The 24,171-nt window shown below is 42.7% G+C and carries 26 protein-coding genes and 1 riboswitch; of the genes, 22 read left to right on the plus strand and 4 right to left on the minus strand.

Annotated features, from left to right (window positions below; all coding sequences use genetic code 11):
• Positions 1-81 precede the first annotated feature (81 nt).
• A riboswitch (TPP riboswitch) is annotated at positions 82-192 on the plus strand.
• Between the two features lie 93 nt (positions 193-285).
• Positions 286-1,407 carry a glycine oxidase ThiO gene (gene thiO / locus ACZ5Q7_RS10900; RefSeq protein WP_343752978.1) on the plus strand — a complete coding sequence of 374 codons (1,122 nt, stop codon included), beginning with the start codon at positions 286-288 and terminating at the stop codon, positions 1,405-1,407.
• Between the two features lie 490 nt (positions 1,408-1,897).
• Here the strand turns inward: thiO and ACZ5Q7_RS10905 are convergent, their stop codons facing one another.
• Entirely contained in the window at positions 1,898-3,151 is a 1,254-nt protein-coding gene (locus ACZ5Q7_RS10905) for a DNA polymerase IV (RefSeq protein ID WP_343752980.1), read from the minus strand.
• Positions 3,152-3,330: 179 nt separating this feature from the next.
• Positions 3,331-4,245, minus strand: a complete 915-nt coding sequence (locus ACZ5Q7_RS10910; RefSeq protein ID WP_343752982.1) for an aldo/keto reductase — start codon at positions 4,243-4,245, stop codon at positions 3,331-3,333.
• Positions 4,246-4,358: 113 nt separating this feature from the next.
• Between ACZ5Q7_RS10910 and ACZ5Q7_RS10915 the strand changes: the two genes are divergently transcribed.
• The 12 genes from ACZ5Q7_RS10915 (at position 4,359) to sigF (ending at position 14,464) form a co-directional block, all read left to right on the plus strand.
• The gene (locus ACZ5Q7_RS10915) at positions 4,359-4,904 is read left to right on the plus strand and encodes an NUDIX hydrolase (protein ID WP_343752984.1); all 546 of its coding nucleotides are present in this window, start codon (positions 4,359-4,361) and stop codon (positions 4,902-4,904) included.
• Positions 4,905-4,907: 3 nt separating this feature from the next.
• The gene (locus ACZ5Q7_RS10920; RefSeq protein ID WP_343752986.1) at positions 4,908-6,077 is read left to right on the plus strand and encodes an endonuclease Q family protein; all 1,170 of its coding nucleotides are present in this window, start codon (positions 4,908-4,910) and stop codon (positions 6,075-6,077) included.
• A 108-nt stretch (positions 6,078-6,185) separates the two neighbouring features.
• Positions 6,186-6,830 carry a stage II sporulation protein M gene (gene spoIIM / locus ACZ5Q7_RS10925; protein ID WP_343752988.1) on the plus strand — a complete coding sequence of 215 codons (645 nt, stop codon included), beginning with the start codon at positions 6,186-6,188 and terminating at the stop codon, positions 6,828-6,830.
• Between the two features lie 108 nt (positions 6,831-6,938).
• Positions 6,939-7,397: a ferric iron uptake transcriptional regulator gene (gene fur / locus ACZ5Q7_RS10930; RefSeq protein WP_343752990.1), complete on the plus strand. Its 459-nt coding sequence runs from the start codon at positions 6,939-6,941 to the stop codon at positions 7,395-7,397.
• 189 nt (positions 7,398-7,586) lie between these two features.
• On the plus strand, positions 7,587-7,799 hold the full coding sequence (locus ACZ5Q7_RS10935; RefSeq protein ID WP_343752992.1) for a DUF4227 family protein: 213 nt from the start codon (positions 7,587-7,589) through the stop codon (positions 7,797-7,799).
• Between the two features lie 5 nt (positions 7,800-7,804).
• Positions 7,805-8,698, plus strand: a complete 894-nt coding sequence (gene xerD, locus ACZ5Q7_RS10940; protein WP_343752994.1) for a site-specific tyrosine recombinase XerD — start codon at positions 7,805-7,807, stop codon at positions 8,696-8,698.
• A 56-nt stretch (positions 8,699-8,754) separates the two neighbouring features.
• Positions 8,755-9,942 carry a phosphopentomutase gene (gene deoB, locus ACZ5Q7_RS10945; RefSeq protein WP_343752996.1) on the plus strand — a complete coding sequence of 396 codons (1,188 nt, stop codon included), beginning with the start codon at positions 8,755-8,757 and terminating at the stop codon, positions 9,940-9,942.
• A gap of 18 nt (positions 9,943-9,960) precedes the next feature.
• Positions 9,961-11,265: a pyrimidine-nucleoside phosphorylase gene (locus tag ACZ5Q7_RS10950; protein ID WP_343752998.1), complete on the plus strand. Its 1,305-nt coding sequence runs from the start codon at positions 9,961-9,963 to the stop codon at positions 11,263-11,265.
• Positions 11,266-11,631: 366 nt separating this feature from the next.
• The gene (locus tag ACZ5Q7_RS10955) at positions 11,632-12,813 is read left to right on the plus strand and encodes a D-alanyl-D-alanine carboxypeptidase family protein (RefSeq protein ID WP_343753000.1); all 1,182 of its coding nucleotides are present in this window, start codon (positions 11,632-11,634) and stop codon (positions 12,811-12,813) included.
• A gap of 99 nt (positions 12,814-12,912) precedes the next feature.
• Positions 12,913-13,266 (plus strand): anti-sigma F factor antagonist, encoded by a 354-nt coding sequence (spoIIAA, locus tag ACZ5Q7_RS10960; protein ID WP_343753002.1) that lies wholly within the window; start codon positions 12,913-12,915, stop codon positions 13,264-13,266.
• Positions 13,263-13,700, plus strand: coding sequence for an anti-sigma F factor (spoIIAB, locus tag ACZ5Q7_RS10965; RefSeq protein WP_343753004.1), 438 nt, complete (start codon positions 13,263-13,265; stop codon positions 13,698-13,700). The genes spoIIAA and spoIIAB overlap by 4 nt, the downstream gene beginning before the upstream one ends.
• Before the next feature lie 8 nt (positions 13,701-13,708).
• Positions 13,709-14,464: an RNA polymerase sporulation sigma factor SigF gene (gene sigF, locus ACZ5Q7_RS10970; protein WP_343753006.1), complete on the plus strand. Its 756-nt coding sequence runs from the start codon at positions 13,709-13,711 to the stop codon at positions 14,462-14,464.
• A gap of 81 nt (positions 14,465-14,545) precedes the next feature.
• Here sigF and spoIIP read toward each other — a convergent pair whose 3' ends face one another.
• The gene (gene spoIIP, locus ACZ5Q7_RS10975; RefSeq protein ID WP_343753008.1) at positions 14,546-15,676 is read right to left on the minus strand and encodes a stage II sporulation protein P; all 1,131 of its coding nucleotides are present in this window, start codon (positions 15,674-15,676) and stop codon (positions 14,546-14,548) included.
• A gap of 212 nt (positions 15,677-15,888) precedes the next feature.
• Between spoIIP and ACZ5Q7_RS10980 the strand changes: the two genes are divergently transcribed.
• The 5 genes from ACZ5Q7_RS10980 (at position 15,889) to ACZ5Q7_RS11000 (ending at position 20,672) form a co-directional block, all read left to right on the plus strand.
• Entirely contained in the window at positions 15,889-16,533 is a 645-nt protein-coding gene (locus tag ACZ5Q7_RS10980) for a stage V sporulation protein AA (protein ID WP_464432864.1), read from the plus strand.
• A complete protein-coding gene (locus tag ACZ5Q7_RS10985) occupies positions 16,511-16,939 on the plus strand; it encodes a stage V sporulation protein AB (protein ID WP_343753726.1) in 429 nt (142 codons plus the stop codon). Before ACZ5Q7_RS10980 ends, ACZ5Q7_RS10985 begins: the two co-directional genes overlap by 23 nt.
• Before the next feature lie 96 nt (positions 16,940-17,035).
• On the plus strand, positions 17,036-18,517 hold the full coding sequence (locus tag ACZ5Q7_RS10990) for a spore germination protein (protein ID WP_343753012.1): 1,482 nt from the start codon (positions 17,036-17,038) through the stop codon (positions 18,515-18,517).
• Positions 18,518-18,702: 185 nt separating this feature from the next.
• Complete coding sequence (lysA, locus tag ACZ5Q7_RS10995) at positions 18,703-20,010, plus strand: diaminopimelate decarboxylase (RefSeq protein ID WP_343753014.1); 1,308 nt, start codon at positions 18,703-18,705, stop codon at positions 20,008-20,010.
• 287 nt (positions 20,011-20,297) lie between these two features.
• Positions 20,298-20,672, plus strand: coding sequence for a GNAT family N-acetyltransferase (locus ACZ5Q7_RS11000; RefSeq protein ID WP_343753016.1), 375 nt, complete (start codon positions 20,298-20,300; stop codon positions 20,670-20,672).
• A 68-nt stretch (positions 20,673-20,740) separates the two neighbouring features.
• On the opposite strand, the gene ACZ5Q7_RS11005 is transcribed toward ACZ5Q7_RS11000, so the two are convergent.
• A complete protein-coding gene (locus tag ACZ5Q7_RS11005) occupies positions 20,741-20,824 on the minus strand; it encodes a YjcZ family sporulation protein (RefSeq protein ID WP_188632618.1) in 84 nt (27 codons plus the stop codon).
• 213 nt (positions 20,825-21,037) lie between these two features.
• Here ACZ5Q7_RS11005 and ACZ5Q7_RS11010 point away from each other — a divergent pair, with 213 nt between their 5' ends.
• The 4 genes from ACZ5Q7_RS11010 to ACZ5Q7_RS11025 all read left to right on the plus strand — a co-directional run bounded on the left by ACZ5Q7_RS11010 (position 21,038) and on the right by ACZ5Q7_RS11025 (position 24,170).
• The gene (locus ACZ5Q7_RS11010; protein WP_343753018.1) at positions 21,038-21,775 is read left to right on the plus strand and encodes a segregation/condensation protein A; all 738 of its coding nucleotides are present in this window, start codon (positions 21,038-21,040) and stop codon (positions 21,773-21,775) included.
• A 2-nt stretch (positions 21,776-21,777) separates the two neighbouring features.
• Complete coding sequence (scpB, locus tag ACZ5Q7_RS11015; protein WP_343753020.1) at positions 21,778-22,362, plus strand: SMC-Scp complex subunit ScpB; 585 nt, start codon at positions 21,778-21,780, stop codon at positions 22,360-22,362.
• 121 nt (positions 22,363-22,483) lie between these two features.
• On the plus strand, positions 22,484-23,593 hold the full coding sequence (locus ACZ5Q7_RS11020; protein WP_343753022.1) for a D-alanyl-D-alanine carboxypeptidase family protein: 1,110 nt from the start codon (positions 22,484-22,486) through the stop codon (positions 23,591-23,593).
• A complete protein-coding gene (locus ACZ5Q7_RS11025; protein ID WP_343753024.1) occupies positions 23,586-24,170 on the plus strand; it encodes a nucleoside recognition domain-containing protein in 585 nt (194 codons plus the stop codon). Before ACZ5Q7_RS11020 ends, ACZ5Q7_RS11025 begins: the two co-directional genes overlap by 8 nt.
• Position 24,171: the final 1 nt, after the last annotated feature.

Below are 24,171 nucleotides of genomic sequence, written 5' to 3' on the forward strand. Positions count from 1 at the left end.
TAGTCGCCAATTAACATCAAGGTTATTAATTGACATTTGCCAATATTATTGATAAATTAAAGTTAAACTATAATCGTTTTTCATTTCCACTGGGGGTGCCTTTTGAAAAGGCTGAGATCAAAGTGATAAACTTTGGGACCCTTAGAACTTGACGCGGTTAACACCGGCGTAGGGAAGTGGTGGGCTGAGATGGTTTATTTTAAAATAAAGCACACCAACCATTTTCCGATCCATTGAGGGAAGTGGTTTTTTGCGTTTTGCCGGGAATTCAGCAGGAGGGATAAAATGAAACAACATTATGATGTGATTATCGTTGGCGGGGGAATTATAGGAAATTCCATTGCCTATCAGCTGAGTAAACGAAATAAGCACGTTCTGATCATCGAAAAAGATGGACTGAATGAGAAGGCTTCCAGTGCGGCAGCAGGTATGTTAGGTGCACAGTCGGAGCTAGAAGGTGACAACCCGCTTTTTCAGCTGGCCCAAAAAAGCCGAGCTATGTTTCCTGAATTGGCTGAAGAATTACAATCCCTTTCCGGTATAGATATCGAACTCAAACAGAGCGGCATTTTAAAGGTAGCGCAAACAGACGATGAACGTGCCCATTTAGAATCGGTTGCAGCATTGCAGCAATCGATGGGGCAAGAAGCGGAATGGCTTTCGGCGGAAAAAATAAGGATGAAAGAACCGGAACTTTCTGATGCGGCTTTGGGCGGTTTTTATATACCTAATGACGGGCAAGTTTCCGCACCGCTATTATCTCAAGCGTTTGCTCAATCGGCAGCTGTTTTAGGGACAGATATCCTGGAACATATGAATGTGGACGATTTTTTACAGGAAGATAACCGTATCATCGGCGTAAAAACATCGTCTGACTCGTTTTATGCCAAAGAAGTAGTTGTTGCGGGAGGAGCATGGAGCAATGAAATCCTTCGAAAAGCCGGCGTATCACTTGATGTTCACCCTGTGAAAGGGGAGTGTTTTGCGGTGCGGCATGATCAACCAATTGTATCATCCAGCATCTTTTTGGAAAATGGCTATATTGTGCCAAAGTCTGGCGGAAGGATTATTATCGGAGCCACGCAAAAACCAGATGAATTCGATCAATCTGTTCAATTGCAGGGCGTATCAGGTCTGATAGAGAACGCCACAAACATTGTCCCAGCTTTACAGGAGGCCAGATGGGAAAATGCATGGGCTGGCATTCGTCCGCAAACAGGAGATGGATTACCTTATATTGGAAGACCTCCTCACGTCAATGGCTTATCGATTGCGGCCGGTCATTTCCGCAACGGAATTCTGCTTAGTCCGATTACAGGTATACGTGTAGCAGACTTGCTGGAAGATAAGCCAATCGATGCTGCGTTTGCGGTGGACCGTAAGCCTTTGGAGACGATAACGACGTGACATGGAAAGTTAAAAAGAGATTATGCACATGCTTAATATCATAATGGGCATGGATATCGGGTGTACAAAAACTGTTTTCGTGGTATAATGATTACAGATAGTCATATCATATTAAAAACCGCTCCATGTGCTGACATGGAACGGTACAATAGACCAACCCCAACAAGAGGGGATGGCACCATTGGGAATGAATCCCTCATGGCCGGGCTAAAGCACATGAGGGGTTATTTTTTATCGGACATGATCAACGCAATTAATACGCCGAAGGAAATCATCAGCGTTAATACATCGTTCATATCCATTGGCAACACCTCCCTTCCATGGGAAGTATCCCAGAAGAGAAGACGTGTGCCATAGTCCCTCATGTGAAGCCAGTCTATTGTAAAAATAATTATAACATATACGATCATATGTTCCTAGTGTAAAAATTTAAAGTGGATTCATTCACCTGTCATTCAGTAAAGGTCCTCACTATCAACAGTGTGCATAATCATGCTTGATGTCCTCCTATCTTTGAGCTTCGATCGATGGTAATGCCCGCTTTGGTATAGCTTGTAGCACGTAAAATGGCCGTGGGCCCGTATGCGGCTCGAATGTCATCCATTACATAACCGATATCTTTTTTTTGGGTCGTGTTGTCAAATAAACTCAATTGTTCATTTCCATCATCATCGTACAGATTGTTCAGTGTCACATATACATGTCTGATATCGCTTAGTCCATCATAAAATGTACTGAACAACTCCATGCAAACATGATACATGTCCATTGTACTGTTGGTTGACAGCGGAATGGATTTGGACCGACTGAATCCACCTCCTGATGTTTCGGAATAAGTTATGCCAAGGTGAATGGTTCGGCCGGCTTTGTTTGCTGTTCGCGCTCTTCTACACACTTCTTCGCACAAGTCGAGGATACAGACGGCGACATCATCTCCGGAATAATCGCGCAACAAAGAAATGCCGTGACCGAATCCTTTTTGCTCGGTTTTCGTGAAATGGCCAAGCACAGGGCTTAAGTCAATTCCCCAGGCATGCCAGTACAATTGTTCTCCCATAACGCCAAACCGTTTTCTTAATTGCTTGAACGGGAAACGAGCGAGCTGACCAAGGGTGATAATTCCCATTCGGTTCATATTGTGCTGCATTCGCCGGCCGATGCCCCAAATATCCTGGACCGGATGCGGCCACAGTTTTTCTTTGACATCGTCATATGTGCATTCCGCTATGCCTTCTTTTTTGGCGTATAAGTCCATCATCACTTTGGCCAGAAATTTATTGTCGCCTATTCCGATTGAACAAGTAATGCCGAAGTTTTCCAAAATATCCTGTTTAATGGAAGCGGCCATTTGCCACCGGGTACCGAATAATTTCTCCATTCCGTTCACCGTAACCCAGACTTCATCAACGGAATAGGGGTGAATCGCTTCTTTCGGGGCATATTGGTTCAGTAGTTTGGTGATTTCGATGGACACGTCCAGATAGTCGGCCATGTGTGCTGGTGCAATAACGATATTCGGGTCGTTGGGCAGTTCAAAAAAACGGCTGACATTACTTATTCCATGTTTTTCCTTTAATGCCGGAGAAGCGGCCAGGACGATACTTCCCGGCCTGTTCACATCCCCAACGACAGCCAATTGGGCAACCATGGGATCCAGCCCCCGTTTAACAGCCTCAATACTGGCGTAAAAGGAGCGCATATCAATGCACAGGACATTATTCCGCGGGTAACCAGTTTTCTCCATAGATATTCACCTCCAGAATAAGAACATTTGTTCCCTATTGTATACCTTTCGCAACATGGTATCAATGGAAATATGTCCCATTACTGGGGGACACTACTGAAATGGATTCCTCTATATAATAAACGTGGCACATACAATTTTTATGCCACGTCTCTCATCCGACAACCGATTATAAAAGGCTACCGATGATTCGTATACTGAATCGGTTTGGTCAGGTTTTGTATCGTTTTGTATGTTTCATCGTTCAGTGTGGTGTGGTCAAATTGGGTGTTTTCTGTGACTTGTTCCTTGGAACTTGCGCCAAACACGGCACTCGCAACCGCGGGATGCTTCAGCACATAGTTTAATGCCAGAGCATTCAGTGACTCATCGCCTGCAAGTTGTTCCAGTTTCTGCTGAATGGTTTCCAATTCTGCATGCGAATAATCAAGAAAACCGTCTTTTCCTTTTTTAGCAATTTGTTCGTGTGCGTGATTACTGAGCATGCCTTTTGCCAGAGGTCCACGCGTTAAAACACTAATATGATTGTCGTGCAAGAGATCCAATATTTCTTCTTCGGGACGGCGGTCAAGAAGATTATATTGCATCATAACCGCGTCAATATCTGAACGATGCACGTATTCGCGTATGACATTCGGCCGGATGGAAGAGAGGCCGTACGCCCGAATCAAACCGTCTTGTTTCAGGTTTTCAAATGCTTCTATGGTTTCATCGATTGGGTCATCAATCGTTCCGCCATGGAGCATGTAAAAATCGATATAATCTGTGCCCAAACGGTGCAGACTATCCTTGCATCCTTGTTCGATATGTTCTTTGGAAGGATCCCAAAACCAGTCTTGTTTATCCCTGTCGAAGTTGTTGCCCACTTTTGACGTTACAACCATTTGATCACGTTTATTTTTTATCGCATGGCCGACAACTTCTTCATTCCGGCCGAAACCGTACAGATCCGCTGTATCTAAATGATTGATACCGGCATCAAGTGCGCGGTCAATAACAGTTTGCGCTTGTTTGCTATCGGTTCCAAGCGACATGCAGCCGAGAGTTAGTTCAGAAACATACACGTCCGATTGCCCAATTGGATTCTTTTTCATATGACTGACCTCCATTACAATAGTTATTTTCATTGTAAAAGAGGAGTGAGGACAAGTACAATGATTGGTGTTAGAATAAACGTTAATCATGTTGACATAGAAGGGTGACGCTTATGAGTGAATGGGAAGAAAAGACGATTCGGACGGAATCTATTTATGACGGGAACATAATTCAGCTGCAGGTGGATGATGTCCTATTGCCTGACGAGAATATATCCAAGCGTGAACTCATCAAACATCCCGGAGCAGTGGGGATTATCCCGATAACAAAAGATAACAAAATTGTTTTTGTCAAGCAATACCGGAAACCACTGGAGAAAGCCCTTGTGGAAATTCCGGCCGGAAAACTGGAAGATGCTGAAGATCCGCAAGTGACTGCACGGCGCGAATTGGAAGAGGAAACAGGGTACAAAGCGGGTTCCCTTGACTTTGTCGTGTCGTTTTATACGTCACCTGGATTTGCTGATGAAATCATGCACCTGTATGTAACGAAAGACATTGAACCGCTTAAAGACGCCTTGCCGGGTGATGCGGATGAATTCGTGGAACGGGTGGAACTGACGCTTGATGAAGCAAAACAATATGTGAACGAACAGCGGATTCATGATGCAAAAACCAATTACGCCATTCTATACTTGGAACGCATGAAGGAGATGTAGTGAATGCTGCCATCGTTTTTTGCCGATATGCATATTCATATTGGACGCGACAGATACAATCATCCGGTGAAAATAACCGCAGCCGAGACATTAACGCTGACCAATGTTTTAAAAGAGGCTAGTCGGAATAAAGGCATTCATCTTGTTGGTGTGATCGACAGCCATGTGCCGGCCGTGCAGCAAGAGATGAAAGAACTGATCAAAGCAGAGCATGCCTATGAGTTGGATGACGGAGGAATCCGTTTTGAAAATGCAACCTTACTGCTAGGTTCGGAGATCGAAATTTATGATGACTATTGCCAGGGCCCCATCCATATTCTTTGCTTTTTTCCAACATTGGATGTAGTGGAGGAATTTTCTGAGTGGCTGACGACGAAAATGACGAATATAACGTTGAGTTCCCAGCGCTATTACGGTTCTGCTAAAGATTTGCAATATAAAGTAAAGGAACTTGCGGGTTTGTTTATCCCTGCCCATGTTTTCACCCCATTTAAAAGTATGTATGGAAAAGGTGTCGAACGATCATTGACAGAAGTATTCGACCCCGATTTGCTGGACGCGATTGAATTGGGTCTGAGTTCAGATACAGCCATGGCCGATCAAATAGCAGAACTGCACCATTTTACCTTTCTATCCAACTCTGATGCTCATTCTCTTCCCAAAATAGCCAGAGAATATCAGGAGGTAATAATGGCCGAAGCATCGTTCAAGGAGTTTTCCCGAGCGCTTCACCATGTGGATGGTCGGCAGGTGAAACGCAATTTCGGGATGAATCCCCATCTCGGGAAATATTATACAACTGTGTGCAGCCAATGTTTGGAGCCGCTTGCTGCCAATGCTTCAATATGTCATAACTGCGGATCGAAAAAAATAGTGAAAGGTGTGTTCGATCGTATTAAGCAATTGAAGGATACAGATTTCGAAAAGCCGGACCGTCCGCCGTATTTATATCAAGTGCCTTTGGAATATTTACCATCGCTTGGTCCCAAGACGTTCGCAAAACTGTTGCAGCAGTTTCAAACGGAAATGAATGTCATCCATCACGTTCCTTTTCATGAACTGAGAACGGTTGTGTCGGAAAAACTAGCATCAGCCATCACGGATATGAGAGAAGGGAAACTGACTATAAAGGCTGGTGGTGGCGGGAAGTACGGCAGTGTGTCACCACATTGATATCGTTTTGAAAAATCATTTGGTATGTTTGTATGGAATTCTTCATAGATTTCAATAGAGGATGTTCATCAAAGGACACCGAAAAATAGGGGTAATGGAGGATTCCAAATGTATAATAAACGGACACTGCTGATAGACCATGTAAAAGACCATGCAACCATTTACATTTTTATGGCGATCCTGTTTTTAACAGGAATTATCTTTGGTGCCATTATTGTAAATAGTATGAATTTTATTCAGAAGCAGGATCTGTTTTTCTATTTGGAACGATTTTTTGGTGGGATAACGGCTGACGAACAAGCTGCAAATAATGCGATATTGAAAGACAGTTTCTTTTATCATGTAAAATATTTGTTTATCCTGTTTGTTTTGGGTTTATCGGTTATTGGGTTGCCGGTTGTGTGGATTTTATTGTTTCTTAAAGGAATGATTGTTGGGTTTTCGGTCGGGTTCATGGTTAATCAAATGAACATGAAAGGCCTGTTTCTAGCATCCATGTCCATTGCACCGCAAAATATCATTATTATCCCTATCTATATCACAGCAGGCAGTCTGTCTATGATATTTTCCCTGACCCTTTTGGCCAAGCTCTTTTCCCGGAGAATGTCACAACCTGTTCTGCACCCACTCGGCAAGTATGTAACGGCATTCGCATCCTTGATCGCCCTTTCTTTGGCAGCTGCGGTGATGGAAGCTTATGTTGCCAACGAAGCCATGGAAATGATTATTAAGTCCTTTTATAAACAACAATAATTATTATATAATAACAGATATGGATAGCAATTTATAATAATTATATTTTGACACGTATCAGGTGCGTGCCTATAATATATATGGGGATTTATAGGGAGGAGACTTGCCATGGAACACCGCTTGGAACAAATAAAAAAACAACTCCATGCTCAAAGTTATAAACTGACACCACAACGAGAAGCTACGGTCAGAGTGTTGTTGGAACGTGAAGAAGATCATCTCAGTGCTGAAGATGTCTATCTGCTTGTTAAGGAAAAATCTCCCGAGATAGGGTTGGCTACCGTGTACCGGACACTGGAACTGTTATCGGAATTAAAAATCGTTGATAAAGTCAATTTTGGTGACAGTGTATCGCGTTATGATTTAAGAAAAGAAGGAGCAGAACATTTTCATCATCACCTCGTTTGTGTGGAATGTGGATCGGTTGAGGAAATTGAGGAAGACTTGCTGGAGGAAGTGGAACAGATTGTTGAGAAAGATTGGTGTTTTCAGGTAAAAGATCATCGTCTTACGTTTCACGGTGTCTGCCAACACTGTCAAGAATCAGTCGTTGAATCAACCAAATGACAATCGGATTATACGAGAGACCGCCTTTTTTCTGAGTGAGAAGAAAGGCTTTTTGTTTTTCGTTTACTTTTCGGGTGGAATAAGTTATTTTTAAAATGGAAATCTATTCATCCGTTTCCCCAAGCATGTATATTGTCATCTATTTTTGGCATAGATTTATGATAGATAGCCAAAAGAGGTGATGACGTTATGAAACAGTTGCTGTGGGATACGCTGAAAGTATTTGTTATTTTCATCATCTGCACGGTTCTTTTTTATGCAGGGTTAAGGTATATGCATGCTGAATACAAGCAATATAACCGGTATGATCCGCCGGAAGGTCCGTCAGAAAAAGTGTTTAATATAGATGATGATGAGACGGTTATCGACCGTTTGAACATATTTTTCCAGTTGGGGGAGTAATGATCATGCTCAAGCCCGCTTTTCATGAATTTATGCATTACCTGCAAATAGAGCGCGGGGTCTCGGAAAATACCTTGAAATCATACGAGCGGGATTTAAACCAATATGTGCTGTATATAGAGAAGGTGACTCACAAGTCTGCATGGAATGATATTGGACGGGCGGACATTACTGGCTTTTTATATAAGATGAAAGATGACGGAAAATCATCCTCCACCATTGCACGGGCGCTCTCATCGATTCGTTCCTTCCATCGGTTCCTCATCAGGGAACAGTTGACTGATCACGATGCCAGCATACATATTGAAACTCCTCGAAAGGAGCGCACATTGCCGTCCGTTCTGTCCAATCAGGATGTTGATGCGTTGCTTGCCATCAGCGGGAATACCCCCTTGGAAGTTCGCAACAAGGCGATGCTTGAAATGCTGTATGCAACAGGACTTCGGGTGAGTGAGCTGGTGTCGCTAAAGGTGAGCGATTTGCACTTGACCATGGGTTTTGTCCGTTGCTATGGAAAGGGATCGAGAGAACGCATTGTCCCGCTCGGTGATATGGCCAAAAATGCTATCGAAACGTATTTGCAGTCTTCACGCGCACATCTGGTGAAACGGAAACAGGATAAACATGCATTATTTGTTAACCAGCACGGACGTCCGTTGTCACGGCAAGGTTTCTGGAAAATTCTAAAAAAAGTCGTGCACGGTGCCGGAATTAAAAAGGAAATTACCCCGCATACATTACGGCATTCGTTTGCTACCCATTTGTTGGAAAATGGTGCCGATTTACGTTCTGTTCAGGAGATGTTGGGACACGCGGACATATCCACAACACAAATTTACACGCATGTCACAAAAGCCCGATTAAAAGATATTTATCAGGAGTACCATCCACGAGCTTAACCAACGATGAGGATGATAGAAAAAAGCGGAGAAACCAAGGATAGGAGGCCAAAGGTATGAAACATTTTAAGCGTGTTTTTTTAATTGTCATGGATTCAGTCGGAATCGGTGAAGCACCGGATGCAAAGGAATTCAACGACGATGGAGCAGACACTCTCGGACACATTGCTGAACGGATGAACGGACTTACTATGCCGAATATGGCAAAGATGGGGTTAAGCAATATCAGGGAGATTCCAGGTATTGAAAAAGCAGCATCGCCAATGGCTCATTATACCAAAATGCAAGAAGCTTCCAATGGCAAAGATACAATGACCGGGCACTGGGAGATCATGGGGTTACATATTCGGCAGCCATTCCGAACGTTCCCGGACGGATTCCCGGATGAGTTGATCACGGAATTGGAAATGAAAACTGGGAGGAAGGTGATCGGCAACAAGCCGGCCTCAGGTACAGCTATTATTGAAGAATTGGGCCAGGAACAGTTGGATACTGGAGCAATAATTGTTTATACATCGGCGGATTCGGTTCTGCAGATAGCTGCCCATGAGGAAGTGATTCCACTGGAGGAATTGTACGCCATCTGTAACATCGCACGTGAGTTGACGTTGGATGAAAAATATATGGTCGGCCGAGTCATTGCACGGCCATTCATTGGCGAACCAGGAAGCTTTGAACGAACATCAAACCGCCATGATTACGCACTGAAGCCATTCGGCCGCACTGTCATGAACGATTTAAAAGATGCTGATTTTGATGTCATTGCACTTGGAAAAATTTCGGATATTTACGACGGTGAAGGCATAACCGAAGCAATACACACGGAAAATAATGACGACGGAATGACGAAATTAATTGATTCCATGGCCGATGAGTTTACGGGGTTAAACTTTCTTAATCTGGTGGATTTTGACTCTAAATATGGGCATCGTCGTGACCCTGAAGGTTATGGAAAAGCTCTGGAATCCTTTGACGAAAGACTTCCGGACGTTTTGAAAAGACTGGACAAAGACGACCTACTAGTCATTACGGCGGATCATGGCAATGATCCGGTTCATCATGGCACAGATCATACGAGAGAATATGTGCCGTTGCTTGTTTATTACCCAGGCATGGAATCGGGATCGGAACTGCCAATTCGGAAAACATTTGCCGATATTGGTGCAACGATTGCTGACAATTTCCAAATTCAAATGCCGACACATGGCACAAGTTTTTTAAAGGACCTTCATAGAGCCGAGTAAAAGAGTTAGGTGGTAACTATGAGAATGTATGAGCTTATTGAAAAGAAACGTGATGGCTATGAACTGTCAAAGGATGACATCCGGTTTTTTATCCAAGGGTATACCCATGGGAATATTCCAGACTATCAGGTAAGCGCTTGGTTAATGGCTGTCTACTTTCAGGGTATGACGAGAGCAGAGCGTGCAGAATTAACCACTGCCATGGCCGCCTCGGGGGATCAGATCGATCTTTCGGCCATTTCCGGTATAAAAGTGGATAAACATTCAACAGGCGGGGTTGGGGATACAACAACACTGATTCTCGCCCCGCTTGTTGCATCTCTTGGTGTTCCAGTCGCCAAAATGAGCGGCCGGGGACTCGGTCATACCGGTGGAACGATTGATAAACTGCAATCCATACCAGGGTTTCATGTCGAGTTAACCAATGACAAATTTATCGATTTGGTTAATAAAAACAAGGTGTCAGTGGTTGGGCAGACAGGCAATCTTACTCCGGCAGACAAAAAATTGTACAGTTTGCGGGATGTAACGGCAACGGTCAGTTCTATGCCGCTCATTGCCAGTTCCATCATGAGCAAGAAAATCGCTTCCGGAGCTGATGCCATTGTGTTGGATGTTAAAACAGGCGCCGGGGCTTTTATGAAACAATACCACGATGCTAAAGATTTAGCCGAATCAATGGTTTCCATTGGCAATCATGTCGGCAAAAACACCATGGCGGTTATTTCGGATATGACTCAGCCGCTTGGAAAAACCATTGGGAATGCACTGGAGGTAAAAGAAGCCATTGACACACTGAAAGGCAGTGGCCCCGATGATTTGACGCGACTATGTCTGGAACTAGGCAGTCACATGACAGTTTCAGCGGGTATAGCCGATACTGCTGATGAGGCGAAAAAACGTTTGGCTGCCAATCTGTATAATGGTAAAGCACTCGAACGGTTCCAAACTTTTTTGGAATCACAGGGTGGTGATACGCGTGTCATTGATCATCCCGAATTATTGCCACAGGCAGCATACCGAATGGAGCTGACCGCCGGTAAATCCGGTAGCGTTTCCAAAATTGCTGCCGACACGATCGGTACAGCAGCCATGATGCTTGGGGCCGGAAGAGCAACGAAAGGTTCAGAAATCGACCTGGCCGTCGGAATTATTCTGCACAAAAAAGTCGGTGATCCTGTACGCAGAGGAGAGTCGCTTTTGACCATCCATGCCAATGAATCGTCCGTTGAAGCGGTGAAAGAAAAGCTGTATAACAGCATTGAACTGTCTGATAAAGCGGTTGACCCCCCTGATCTTATTAAAAATACTATATTTGAATAGAACATTGTCGAAACAGGGCTGGGACAAGGCTGAACAAATCGCTTCTAAATACAAACGATATATTTAAGACGTGGCCATCGCTTCGGAAAAACACTGCGCTTTCCGCGGGCGCTGATAAGCCTCCTCGTGCTTGTCGCACTGCGGGGTCTTATCTAGGCTTTTCATCCCGCAGGAGTCTTCGTGTTTTTCCTGCGCTAAACAAAAAATCCGAACTGATTCAGATTTTTCGCGAATCATAGTTCGGATTTCTATTTGACAAAACGTCTTTTGTCCCAGCCCCGTTTCATTATCAACATCATCAGATACGGTATAAACCCCTCCTCTAATGGCAATCCTATAATTATATTACATACTGGAGGGTGGAAAATGAAAACATTTGTCTTACTGACCGGTATTGTGTTTTTCAATTTTGTAATGCCGGGCACTTCTGTTTTTGCTGAGGACGATGACCAGAATGGGGAGGGTGAGCAAGAATTAAATTTGGTGCCGGACGCCAAATCGGCCATTTTGATGGAACGGGATACAGGCAAGGTGTTGTATAAAAAAAACACTGATGAGGAACTTGCTCCTGCAAGCATGACTAAAATCATGACCCTTTTATTAATTATGGAAGCCCTTGACAATGGGGAAATCGAAAAGGATGAAACTATACGCGTCAGTGAACGGGCTGCATCTATGGGAGGATCCCAGATTTTTCTTGAAAAAGGTGAAGAAATGAGTGTTGATGACCTTCTTAAAGGAATAGCCATTGCATCCGCAAATGATGCCAGTGTTGCGTTGGCAGAACGAATAGCAGGCAGCGAAAAAGCGTTCGTAAAGAAAATGAATCAAAAAGCCGACACATTAGGGTTGAATAATACACAATTTCAAAATTCCACGGGTCTCCCTGCCGACAATCATTACAGTACAGCACGTGACATGGCGTTAATTTCCAAAGAACTACTGACGTATGAATCGGTGACAAACTATACATCTATTTATGAAGACTATTTACGAAAAGGCGAAGAAAATGAATTCTGGCTGGTTAATACTAACAGACTGGTGAAATTTTATCCGGGTGTTGACGGGTTGAAAACCGGTTATACCAATGAAGCAAAATATTGTTTAACAGCAACTGCTGAAAAAAATGATATGCGCATGATTGCAGTCGTTATGGGGGCTGAAACAACGAAAAAACGCAATGCTGCCATAAGTAAGATGTTGGACTACTCTTTCAATCATTATGAGACTGAAAACTTATATGATAAAGGAGACACGGTAACAACGATTGACTTTTTGAAATCGGAACAGCAAACGGTTGATGTTGCTGTTTCTCAGTCCGTGAGCACCATCCATGAAAAAGGGGAAGCCGACAAACATGTGACTACGTCAACAGAGATGGATGCTGATTTGACATTGCCACTTCAGAAAGGGGATCAGGTTGGCCGTTTGGTTGTGAAGAATGATGGAAAAACCTTATCCACAACACCGTTGACGATTACAGATGATGTTGATAAGGCATCGTATATAACACTATTGAAGCGGACAGTGCAAAATATGGTGAGATAACGTGTATTCAGGCGAATTTCTTCTTCTTTTGTCAAGGGGCAGGAATTTCCTTTGACCAAATTGAATAGCTACTATAACGAAAAATAAGGAGGAACTGGAATGAGTCTGACTACGTCGTTTGATGTAAAACAAGATGTATTAATTGTACGCTTATCCGGTGAACTGGACCATCATGAATCCGAAACACTGCGAACGGAATGGAAGGAAATGATGAACAAAAACAACATCAGACATGTCATTGTGAATCTTGCAGATGTATCATTCATGGATAGTTCTGGGCTCGGTGTTGTCCTTGGCAGATATAAGGAAATGCTCCAGATTGGTGGAGAGATGGTGGTTTGTTCCGTTTCAGCACCTGTTAACAGATTATTTGAAATGAGCGGTATTTTTAAAATTGTCCGCTTGGAGGAGAACGAAGAACTCGCATTATCCGCGTTGGGGGTGGCTTCATGAAAAATGAAATGCATGTAACATTTTCGAGTGTCAGTGAGAACGAAGCATTTGCCAGAGTGACCGTGGGATCGTTCGTAGCGCAGCTGGATCCAACAATGGATGAACTGACCGAAATTAAAACCGTTGTCTCGGAAGCAGTGACCAATGCCATTATTCACGGGTATAGCAATGAGCCAGGTTATTTTGTGGCAATCACCTGTACATTATTGGACGATACAGTGGAAATAATGATAAAAGATGAAGGAACGGGCATCAATAATGTGGATGAAGCCCGGCAGCCGCTGTATACCTCAAAGCCTGAATGGGAACGGTCCGGAATGGGATTCACCATCATCGAAAATTTCATGGACAATCTGGAGATTATATCGTTACCTGAGAATGGTACAACGGTTCATATGAAAAAGCAATTATCAAAAAAAACGGTTTCTAAATAGGGATGTCTATGGATGTAAACGTTAAACATGAAAACAATCAGGAGTCGTTGACGAATGAACAGGTGAAAGCGTATATTTATAAAAGCCAGCAAGGTGATAATGACGCTCGTGACATCCTTGTTGAAAAGAATGTCCGGCTCGTTTGGTCAGTTGTGCAGCGATTCGTCAATCGCGGATATGATCCGGATGATTTGTTTCAAATCGGGAGCATTGGATTAATTAAGGCGATTGATAAGTTTGATTTGTCCTATGATGTCCGGTTCTCCACATATGCTGTACCAATGATTATCGGTGAGATACAGCGCTTTATCAGGGACGACGGCAGTGTGAAAGTAAGCCGTTCCCTCAAGGAAACCGGGAATCGCATACGCAAAAAACGTGATGAGCTAACAAAAACACTTGGCCGTTCGCCATCGGTGCTTGAAATTGCCGAAGCACTGGGTATTACGACAGAAGACGTCGTTCATGCTGAAGAGGCGTCCAAGTCACCGCATTCCATCCATGAGACTGTATTTGAAAATGATGGTGACCCGATTACACTACTTGATCAAATTGCTGATGATGATACGTCCTGGTTTGATAAACTCACATTACAGGAAGGGATCAGAGTTCTGGACGAACGTGAACGATTAATTCTGTATCTCCGGTATTATAAGGACAGAACACAGGCAGAAGTTGCGGAGCGCCTGGAGATTTCGCAGGTTCAGGTATCAAGACTTGAGAAAAAAATTCTGGATGATATAAAGGCGTATATAAATGGATGATGAAAACTGTTCCGCCTACAAAAGGCTGGAACAGTTTTTTTGATCCGTTTAATGCTGTTTTGCCTGTTACATACAAAAGAGTTATTGAGGATTGCTTACTTTTTCGGCGTTTTGACGTTTTTGATGGTCTTGAATCACATCCGCAAGTGCAGCCGATGCATTTCGCAGTTCGTTGCGGGTATTGTCAACACCGCCAAACTCAACGAGCATCGATCGCTTGGAGACATCTTGGTTATAGATACCATTGCCTTCTGATTTACTTTTTGGATAGACGCCTTTACTGAGATTAGGGTATTTTTCATTAATCATGCGACTCATTGTTTTTGCAAATGCCAGATTTTGTTCGTAATCTTTATGACCAGTACCTACCACAAAATACAGCTTGGCATACGACTTCCCATTGATGGTAACTGTCGTTGCATCTTTACGCTGGGCATCCCGGTGTACGTCAATAAAATAATCAACGGAATGGTTGGAAGCTGTTACTTCCTGTAAGGTTTGCCGGGAAAATTTATAGGAATCATTGAAATCCCATCCGCGTTCATGAAGTTTTGCCGTAACATTGGTTTTATCATGGACCGCGGTAACCCCCTGTTTTTCCAATTGTTTGGTGAGCATGGATCCCACCTGAACAATATTTTCATCATCTTTTATACTGGACGCTTCACTCGGCTTTTTATTTTTATCATCCATTAATGGCAAAAATGCTTCCCAGGCATGACTGTGATAAATGAATACATTGGCATTTTCCTTGGATTGTATATCTTCCTCTTCCTGCTCAGAGGTGGTCTGTTTCGTTTCGTCCTCAAGTAATTTCTCAAAATCGGGAGGCGGTGACTCGATAGCCATGGCTGTGCCGGATCCTTCCGTTTGTATTCCATTTGAAAAAGCATTCATACCGGGAAGTGTTACACCAAGTAACGTTGTAAAATTATGTGGAGTGATTCCGGATGAAAACTCAAACAATAAAGATGAGAGATCGGGTGCCGTAATATTATTGGCTTTCAAATTATTTTCCAGTTGAGGAATTTCCGAGCTCATCATTAATAATAGCGATTCGGAAATAAGCACCGATTCCGTCAACTCATTAACGATGGGCAAGTGGAAAAAACGCTGTTGACTTTTTGACAAAGATATAAATGATATAAGCAAAAATATAATGATCATGGCTGCCAGGTACCCAAGAATATGATATTTCCATTTCAGATTCATTTTATATCAACCTTCCCAGAATAAATGTACTGTTTTCGATTGTTCAAACGTATGTCTTCACAATTTCTATTAATAATCTCAGTAAAAAGATATGAACAAGATATATCTAATAGAACGATGAAATACATTTTATTAGTTAACATAAATCAAACGGATGGCATGGCATTTCTTTGTGATAATTTTTCTGTATCCGGCCAATACTATGAGAACGAATGCGTGATGAAAAGAGTGGTTTTTACATGGCACCGATCGTTTATGTACGTATGAAAAAAAATGTGGAATGGAAGGGGTCGCAAAACGTCAAACTTAAAGATGTCGCATTTATATCAGCCACATACCGATTTAAAAGAGAATTGGAAGAAACGTCTCTTTTTACTATTTCCAAAAAGAATCAGAATGTGGTTGTTATTGACAGTTTTTTGGTCATTGATCAATTGAACGAGCGATATAACGACACGGAATTTCAACTGATCGGACCAGCGCAAACCATCATTCATATTAAAATTGACAAAAAGCCACCCAATATCCTGCTTGTATCCATGGTATGGTTGCTTCTTTTCATTGGCACCGCCATGACCATTATGAACTTTCACTACGACGTCAGTATGCAGGAAGTTCAACAGAAATTGCATTTTTTGCTAACGGGTGAGAAAGAGAACTACCCGTTATGGATTCAGATTCCCTATTCTATCGGATTGGGTATAGGCATGCTTCTGTTTTTCAACCATTGGTTCAACAAGCGGTTCAATGACGAACCAAGCCCTCTGGACGTGGAAGTATTTAATTACCAGCAACATTTGGATCACTATCTCAGTCATCATGAAAATGAGCTGAATAATCGTGACCATTTGGATTAATCTGCTAGAAATATGGATTGGTTTTGCTGCTGGTATCGCTGTGGGGGGTGGGTTTGTTGCATTTTTGACACTGTTGGGGGTTATTCCTCGACTGATTCAGCTGAGTAAGTCAAGCGCCTATATAAAAGGATATATTGCCAGCATTATCAGTGGGTCTCTATTGGGTATTCATATGTCATTTGCGGATATAACGTGGGATCAGTCGGAGATACTGTTGCTCGTATGGGGATTATTTCATGGTGTGTTTAACGGTATGCTTGCAGCCGCATTGACGGAAGTGTTAAATGTATTTCCTATTTTGTCCAAACGTATACATATGAATGATAAACTGATGTGGCTTTTAATGGCCGTTGTATTCGGGAAAGTGGCCGGATCTCTTTTTCAATGGATAATTTTTGTCAAGTGACGGTTCGTTATCATCGTTTCGCTTCTGCATTATATGGCGCGGGACTTTGTCATACAGCGGATGCTGAACCAGTTTGTAATGAGTGGAGTGTTATATATGACGCAAGATAAAAAAAAGAATCCTGTTTATGCAAAGATTGAACAAAATGATGACTACTTAAAAAATCAACTCGGAATCGGCACCTCTTTTGATCTCGGTTTCCGTAAGCTGACCGTTCTTAAGAGGAACGTTCATCTATATTATTTGACCGGTCTTTGTGACAGCACGGTCGTACAGGACATTATTTGGCAACTGGTTGATATTAATGATAAAGAAAGCAATATGAAAAAAGTTCCGGAAATTATTGAAAACCGAATTGTCTATATGCAACTCAATAAAGCGGAAACGCTTGATGAAGCCGTTGATCAAATGTTGTCCGGTTTGGTTATTATATTTGTCGACGGCATTAAGTACGCATTTATTGCGGATACGCGCAATTATCCCGGACGGACACCACAGGAACCTGATACAGAACATGTCGTCCGAGGTTCGCGGGATGGTTTCACGGAAAATATTATTGAGAATACAGCATTAACAAGAAGACGGATTCGTGATGCAAGGCTCCGTCATGAAATGTTAAAGGTTGGGGAACGATCCAAAACGGATGTTTGCCTATGTTATATTAAGGATATCGCCAACGAAGGACTTATAAACGAAATCAGAGACAGGATTAATCAGATTGAAGTGGATGGGATTCCGATGGCGGATAAAACGCTGGAAGAATTCATCATTCACCGGAAGTGGAAACCTTATCCTTTAGTAAGGTATACGGAAAGACCGGATGTTGCATCGACTCACTTGATGGAAGGACATGTTCTTATCATTGCGGACACATCACCAAGTGTGATGATTCTGCCGACAACATTTTTTCATCATGTGCAGCATGCCGAGGAATACCGTGAAGCACCTGCCATTGGAACATTCATACGATGGGTAAGATTTCTCGCCATTATGGTTTCTATCTTCCTCTTGCCTTTATGGCTTTTGTTTGCCATGGAACCAACATTGCTTCCGGGTGAACTCTCGTTTATTGGACCAAAAGATGAAGGAACGATTCCGATTGCGTTGCAAATTGTTCTTGCTGATCTCGGTCTGGAATTTTTACGGATGGCCGCGATTCACACGCCCACGCCGTTATCCACTGCCATGGGGCTGATTGCAGCGGTGCTGATCGGTCAAATTGCCATTGATGTCGGCCTGTTCGGTCCGGAAGTTATTTTGTATGTAGCTCTAAGTTCCGTTGGTATCTATGTAACGCCGAGTTATGAACTGGGAGTGGCCAATAAAATGGTACGATTTGGATTAGTTATTTTAACCGGTCTATTTGGAATGGTTGGATTTACCATTGGGACAACGTTCTATATCCTTTGGCTTATCCAAATTAAATCAATCAGAACGCCATATATGTGGCCGCTGTTGCCATTTAATCCAAGAGCGATGATTGAAATTCTTTTCCGTGTTCCTATGCCATATTCCAATCGTCGTCCAAGCATTGTCCATCCGAGAAACGATTACCGGCAGCCGAGACACAAAAAATGATTATGTGTTTTCTTAAGTCAAAAGAAAAATATCGCTCAAGGCGTGTTGGTATATCCCCCCCTTTTATTTTTGTTGTTCCTATGGTAGAGTGTTTTTACGTTATACCATGTAAACAAATGTCAAAGGATGGCAGATAAGGAAGTCAGCACATGTCACTGTGTTGAAAATGGAAAAGGGGAAAGTGCATGATAACGGATAATCATCCATTTAAAATAAACGAAGCAGGACATCTGGAGGCGGGCGGCGTTGACCTGGTGAATCTGGCAGAAACGTATGGGACACCGTTGTATGTTTACGATGTATCGATCATCAGGGATAATTGCCGCCAGTTTATACAGACATTTAAGGAATTAGGTGTCCAGGCACAAGTTGCTTATGCAAGCAAGGCTTTTTCTGCTATTGCGATGCTGCAGGTAGTCAATCAGGAAGGAATGAGCCTGGATGTGGTGTCAAAAGGGGAATTATACACGGCACTTCAGGCAGACGTCCCCGTCAACAAAATCCATTTGCACGGCAATAATAAAAGCCTGGAAGAATTGACGATGGCTATTGATCACGACATCGGCTGTATTGTCGTCGATAATTTTTACGAAATTGATTTGATTGAGCGCATTCTTCATGACAAACATAAAACGATCCATGTGTTAATGCGCGTTACACCCGGAATTGAATCCAATACGCATCAATATATTATGACAGGAAATGAAGATTCCAAATTCGGCTTTAATTTGAGCAATGGACAAGCTGATCAGGCATTTTTGCGTTTGCGCCGTAATAGCCGAATTCATGTTAAAGGACTGCATTCCCATATTGGATCACAGTTGTTTGAATCAGACGGACCACTACTTGCAGCACAATTGCTGTTTCAAAAATTGGATTACTGGCATACGGAATACGGTTTTATTCCGGATGTACTCAATTTGGGAGGTGGTTTTGGCATCCGTTATACGGCTGAGGACGAACCGTTGTCTTATCCGGCCTTTGTAAAAGAATTGGTGTCCGCGGTACAACAACATGCTGCCGCCATCGAAATCCCAACGCCGGAGATATGGATTGAGCCAGGACGTGCCATTGCTGGCAATGCCGGGCTGACCTTATACACAGTCGGCGCCATGAAAACTGTTCCCGGCGTCCGTCATTATATATCTGTTGATGGCGGTATGACGGATAATCTTCGTCCCGCACTTTATCAGGCCGCCTACGAAGGCGTGCTTGCCAATAAAGCCTCTCTGCCAAACGTTCAAACTGTTTCAGTGGCTGGAAAGTGCTGTGAATCAGGAGATATACTTATATGGAATTTGCCATTGCCTGCTGTGGAACCGAACGATATTTTGGCTGTGTTTTCCACAGGGGCCTATGGGTATTCCATGGCTAATCATTATAATCGTTTTGCCAAACCTGCAGTGGTATTTGCGGAAAACGGAAAATCTCAAGAGGTAGTTCGGAGAGAGACATATGAAGATGTCGTTAAAAATGATAGATCCTATGAGTGACTGAATTCTTTTATCCAGACAGCTCGATGGGGCATAAAACGTATGGTTGCTACCTGTTAGTATGCGGCGTACAATAACCATTAACAAGGGAAAAATCAATGGTCAAAAGAGTGATATAGGCTGGTTCGATCCGGCACATTGATAAAATATTTCACACAATGGAGGTTCATTGTATAGAATGAATGAAAAATTGGCTCTGTCATGAATTCTGTACATGAGCACAATGGATACGATTGGGTGGTTTGCGCTTGTGTCTGGCTCAAGTCATTTCATAATGAGGGATAAGTATGTTAATTCGTTATAAAAAAAATCACGAAAAGATTGCAATGGGTTTGCTGTCGTTTATGCCTGAAGAAAAAGACGTGAAAAAATTGCAGCAGACTATTAAGGAATATGAAGCCAATCAAGATTGGCATCTTTTTCTTTGGAAAGAAGAAGATGTGATTGGTACCATCGGTATCCGGATTGAAGATGGTATAAACGCTGTTATACAGCATATCTCTGTGAATCCATCCCACCGCGATTCAGGAGTTGGCCAACAAATGGTGCAGGAAATCCGTCAAATGTATGGGGATAAATATGCAGTCTGTGCTGATGATGTAACGCAACACTTTTTCAATAAATGCAGTGATACCGATCAGCAAAACGGAAAAGATGATTAAACAAAAAGCCAGCTCCGGAAAGCTGGCTTTTTATCTGTGCATAAGCCGATGATAACAGTTGTGAACTGTTACATCCAAGCAGCACCAACGATAATCAGGAGAATAAACAATACGACGATAAGCGAAAATCCACCACCATAATTGTAACTCATAGTGATATTCCTCCTTTTTAATTTGACCGGATAAATGATTTTGATACCATTTATCTTGCATTAATAACCTATGACGGGAACGTCCTTGGTGTATAGGCGATTCCGCCATATTCACTTAATTTTTTACAACGACGACGATAAATGAATGGTTATCCAATAGGAATCAATCCGGGCGATGTGAAAAGCGAACCGTGAGAGGGAGGAGGGTAACCTGTGAATCAATCTTATTACGTTAAATTAGATGCGTTTGAAGGTCCATTGGATCTATTGCTTCACTTAATACATCAATACGAGATTGATATATATGATATTCCCGTAGCGCAAATCACGGAACAGTATATGGAGTATATCCATACCATGCAGCAGTTGGAGCTTAATGTGGCCAGTGAATATCTTGTCATGGCTGCGACGCTTCTGGAATTGAAAAGCCATATGCTACTGCCAAGACAAGAATGGCAAGACCCTGATGAAGAATATAGCGAGGATCCACGTGAAGAATTGGTGCAGCGTCTGGTGACGTATCGCACATATAAACAAGCAGCACAACAGCTTGGAGAAATGGAAAAAGGCACCAATCAAACATTCATGCGGCCTCCCGCTGTCCTTTCCGGTACCGAGCCATATGAACCTGTTCAGGAAAAGACGTTGTCCATTTATGATATGATACATGCACTGAAACGGATGAATGATCGTCACAGATGGAATGAACCTTTGGAGACGAGGGTTAAGACCGGTGAGATTCCCTTGGAAGAACGTATGACAGCAGTGCTTGAAACCGTTAAACATCATGACAATGGAATAGCGTTTACTCAGCTGTTTGTGTATCCGTCACGATCCTATATTGTCGTTACATTCATGGCTATTCTCGAGCTGATGAAAAACAATGACATTACATGCCGACAAGAAGAGTCTTTTGGAGAATTATATGTTTTTTATAGTTTGGGGGACTAATGGTGAAAATGAGCGAATTAAAAGCGATCACAGAAGGATTGTTGTTTGCCGGGGGCGATGAAGGTGTGACATGCAAACAACTAGCGGCAGTATTGGATATGACGATTGAGCAAACGGGCCATGTACTGGAAGAATTGCAATCTGATTATGAGCATACGAATCGCGGTATACTGCTTATGCAATCCCATCATGTATATTATTTAACGACGAAACCGGAACACAGTTCATATGTGAAGAAATTGCTGCAAACGTCATCATCCTCAAAGTTATCTCAGGCTGCCCTGGAAACATTAGCGATCATCGCTTATTTGCAGCCCATTACAAGGACGGAGATTGAGGAAATACGTGGGGTTAAAAGTGATCGTCCTGTACAAACATTGATAACACGGTCATTGGTTGAGGAATCCGGTAGAAAAGAGGAAGCGGGGCGTCCGATTCTATTTGTAACTACAAAAGATTTTCTGACGTATTTCGGCTTAGTGTCTCTGGAAGAATTACCACCGCTTCCGGAAACGATTAATGAACAAGAGATCGAACAAGAAGCCGACCTATATTTTTCAAATGGTCATGAACCGGCTGGCGAATAAGTGAATGAAATGTAGCGCTTTTTTCTTTCTTATAATTAGCAAGCCTGGCCGATTTCAGTCATATGTGTCTGCCCCGCACGCATAAACTGTAACGACAACACATCGGCAGGAGGAAAAGTTTATGCGTGGTTATGCCGTATTAATGATTATTTGTTTTTTTATGATAAGTCTGATTCATCCGTCAGTCGGACAAGCCAAGCCTGGAGTGTCAGCCAACAATGCTGTCCTGATGGAACAGTCCTCCGGGCGCGTCTTGTATAATAAGCAAGCACATAAACAACGGCCCATAGCAAGCATTACGAAAATCATGACAGCCATCATTGCTGTTGAATCGGGTAAACTGAATGAGACAGTAACCATCAGCGAACGGGCCGAGCAAGCCATTGGATCATCAATCTACTTGGAAAAAGGAGAAAACATAAAACTAAAAGATCTTGTTTATGGATTAATGCTTCGATCCGGTAATGATGCTGCCGTTGCGATAAGTGAACATATAGGCGGAAGTGTGGAAGGATTTGTCTATTTAATGAATAAAAAAGCAGAATGGCTGGGAATGACCAACACTGTTTTTGACAATCCACATGGGCTTGATGCAGACAACCATTACTCCACCGCGTATGATATGGCTCTTTTGATGAGCTATGCCATGGATAATGACATTTTTAGGAAAGTTGCCGGAACAAAAGTTTATAAAGCCGAAAACGGAGATTATGTCTGGCGCAACAAACATAAATTGGTCACCTCTCTTTATAGCCACACGACGGGGGGGAAAACCGGGTACACAAGTACTGCCGGTAGAACATTGATGACGGCTGCGGAAAAGGATGGCATGGAGTTGATTGCTGTCACACTCGATGCACCGGATGATTGGCAAGACCATATCGGGCTGTTCGAGTGGGGTTTTGAAACCTATGATATGACGACCATTGCCGAAAAGGGTGAGAATCGTTACGACATAAAGGATACCGACCATCAGATTGTTGGCTATTTGCATCATAATATAACCATTCCGCTTCGTGAAAAGGAACAGAATGCGATTGACAAACAATCGTTTATTCGTCAAGAATCCAAGTATCCAAATGGGCAAACCATCGGAAAGACCATTTTTTTTGCAAGGTCGCTACCTATTGCAGAAACGCCAATATATGCTGAACGAAGACAACCAGCATCATTTGTGAATACGATTGTAACTGTTTACAAGCAAATGATGGGGCTCGATACTTATGGTTAATGTCATATGGGCGTTGATGGCGGTTATTGGCATTGTGTACGCCATGTTTAACGGAACGATGGACGAGGTTAATGAAGCATTGTTCGATAGTGCCGAAGAGGCAGTCACCTTGTCCATCGGATTGATCAGTATATTGGTTTTTTGGCTTGGGATCATGAAAGTTGCAGAAGAAGCAGGGATTTTGGCGTTCCTTTCCAAGCTATTCAGGCCATTGATTATTCGAATATTTCCTGATATACCGAATGATCATCCGGCCATTGGTTATATTTTGTCCAATATTACCGCTAATCTATTTGGATTGGGCAATGCTGCAACACCAATGGGCATTAAAGCGATGGAGGAAATGAAAAAATTGAGCGGTTCGGACGAGGCTTCACGATCAATGATCACGTTTTTGGCATTAAATACATCGAGTCTGACCATCATCCCAACGATGGTTATCTCCATACGGATGCAAAATGGTTCGGCCTCTCCCACGGAAATTGTTGGTACAACCATCATTGCGACGTTTATTTCGACTGTCAGTGCCTTAGTGATTGATCGTGTGTTTTATTATAGAAGCATCAGGAGGAAATAAC

The organism is Lentibacillus halophilus, from assembly GCF_055395055.1.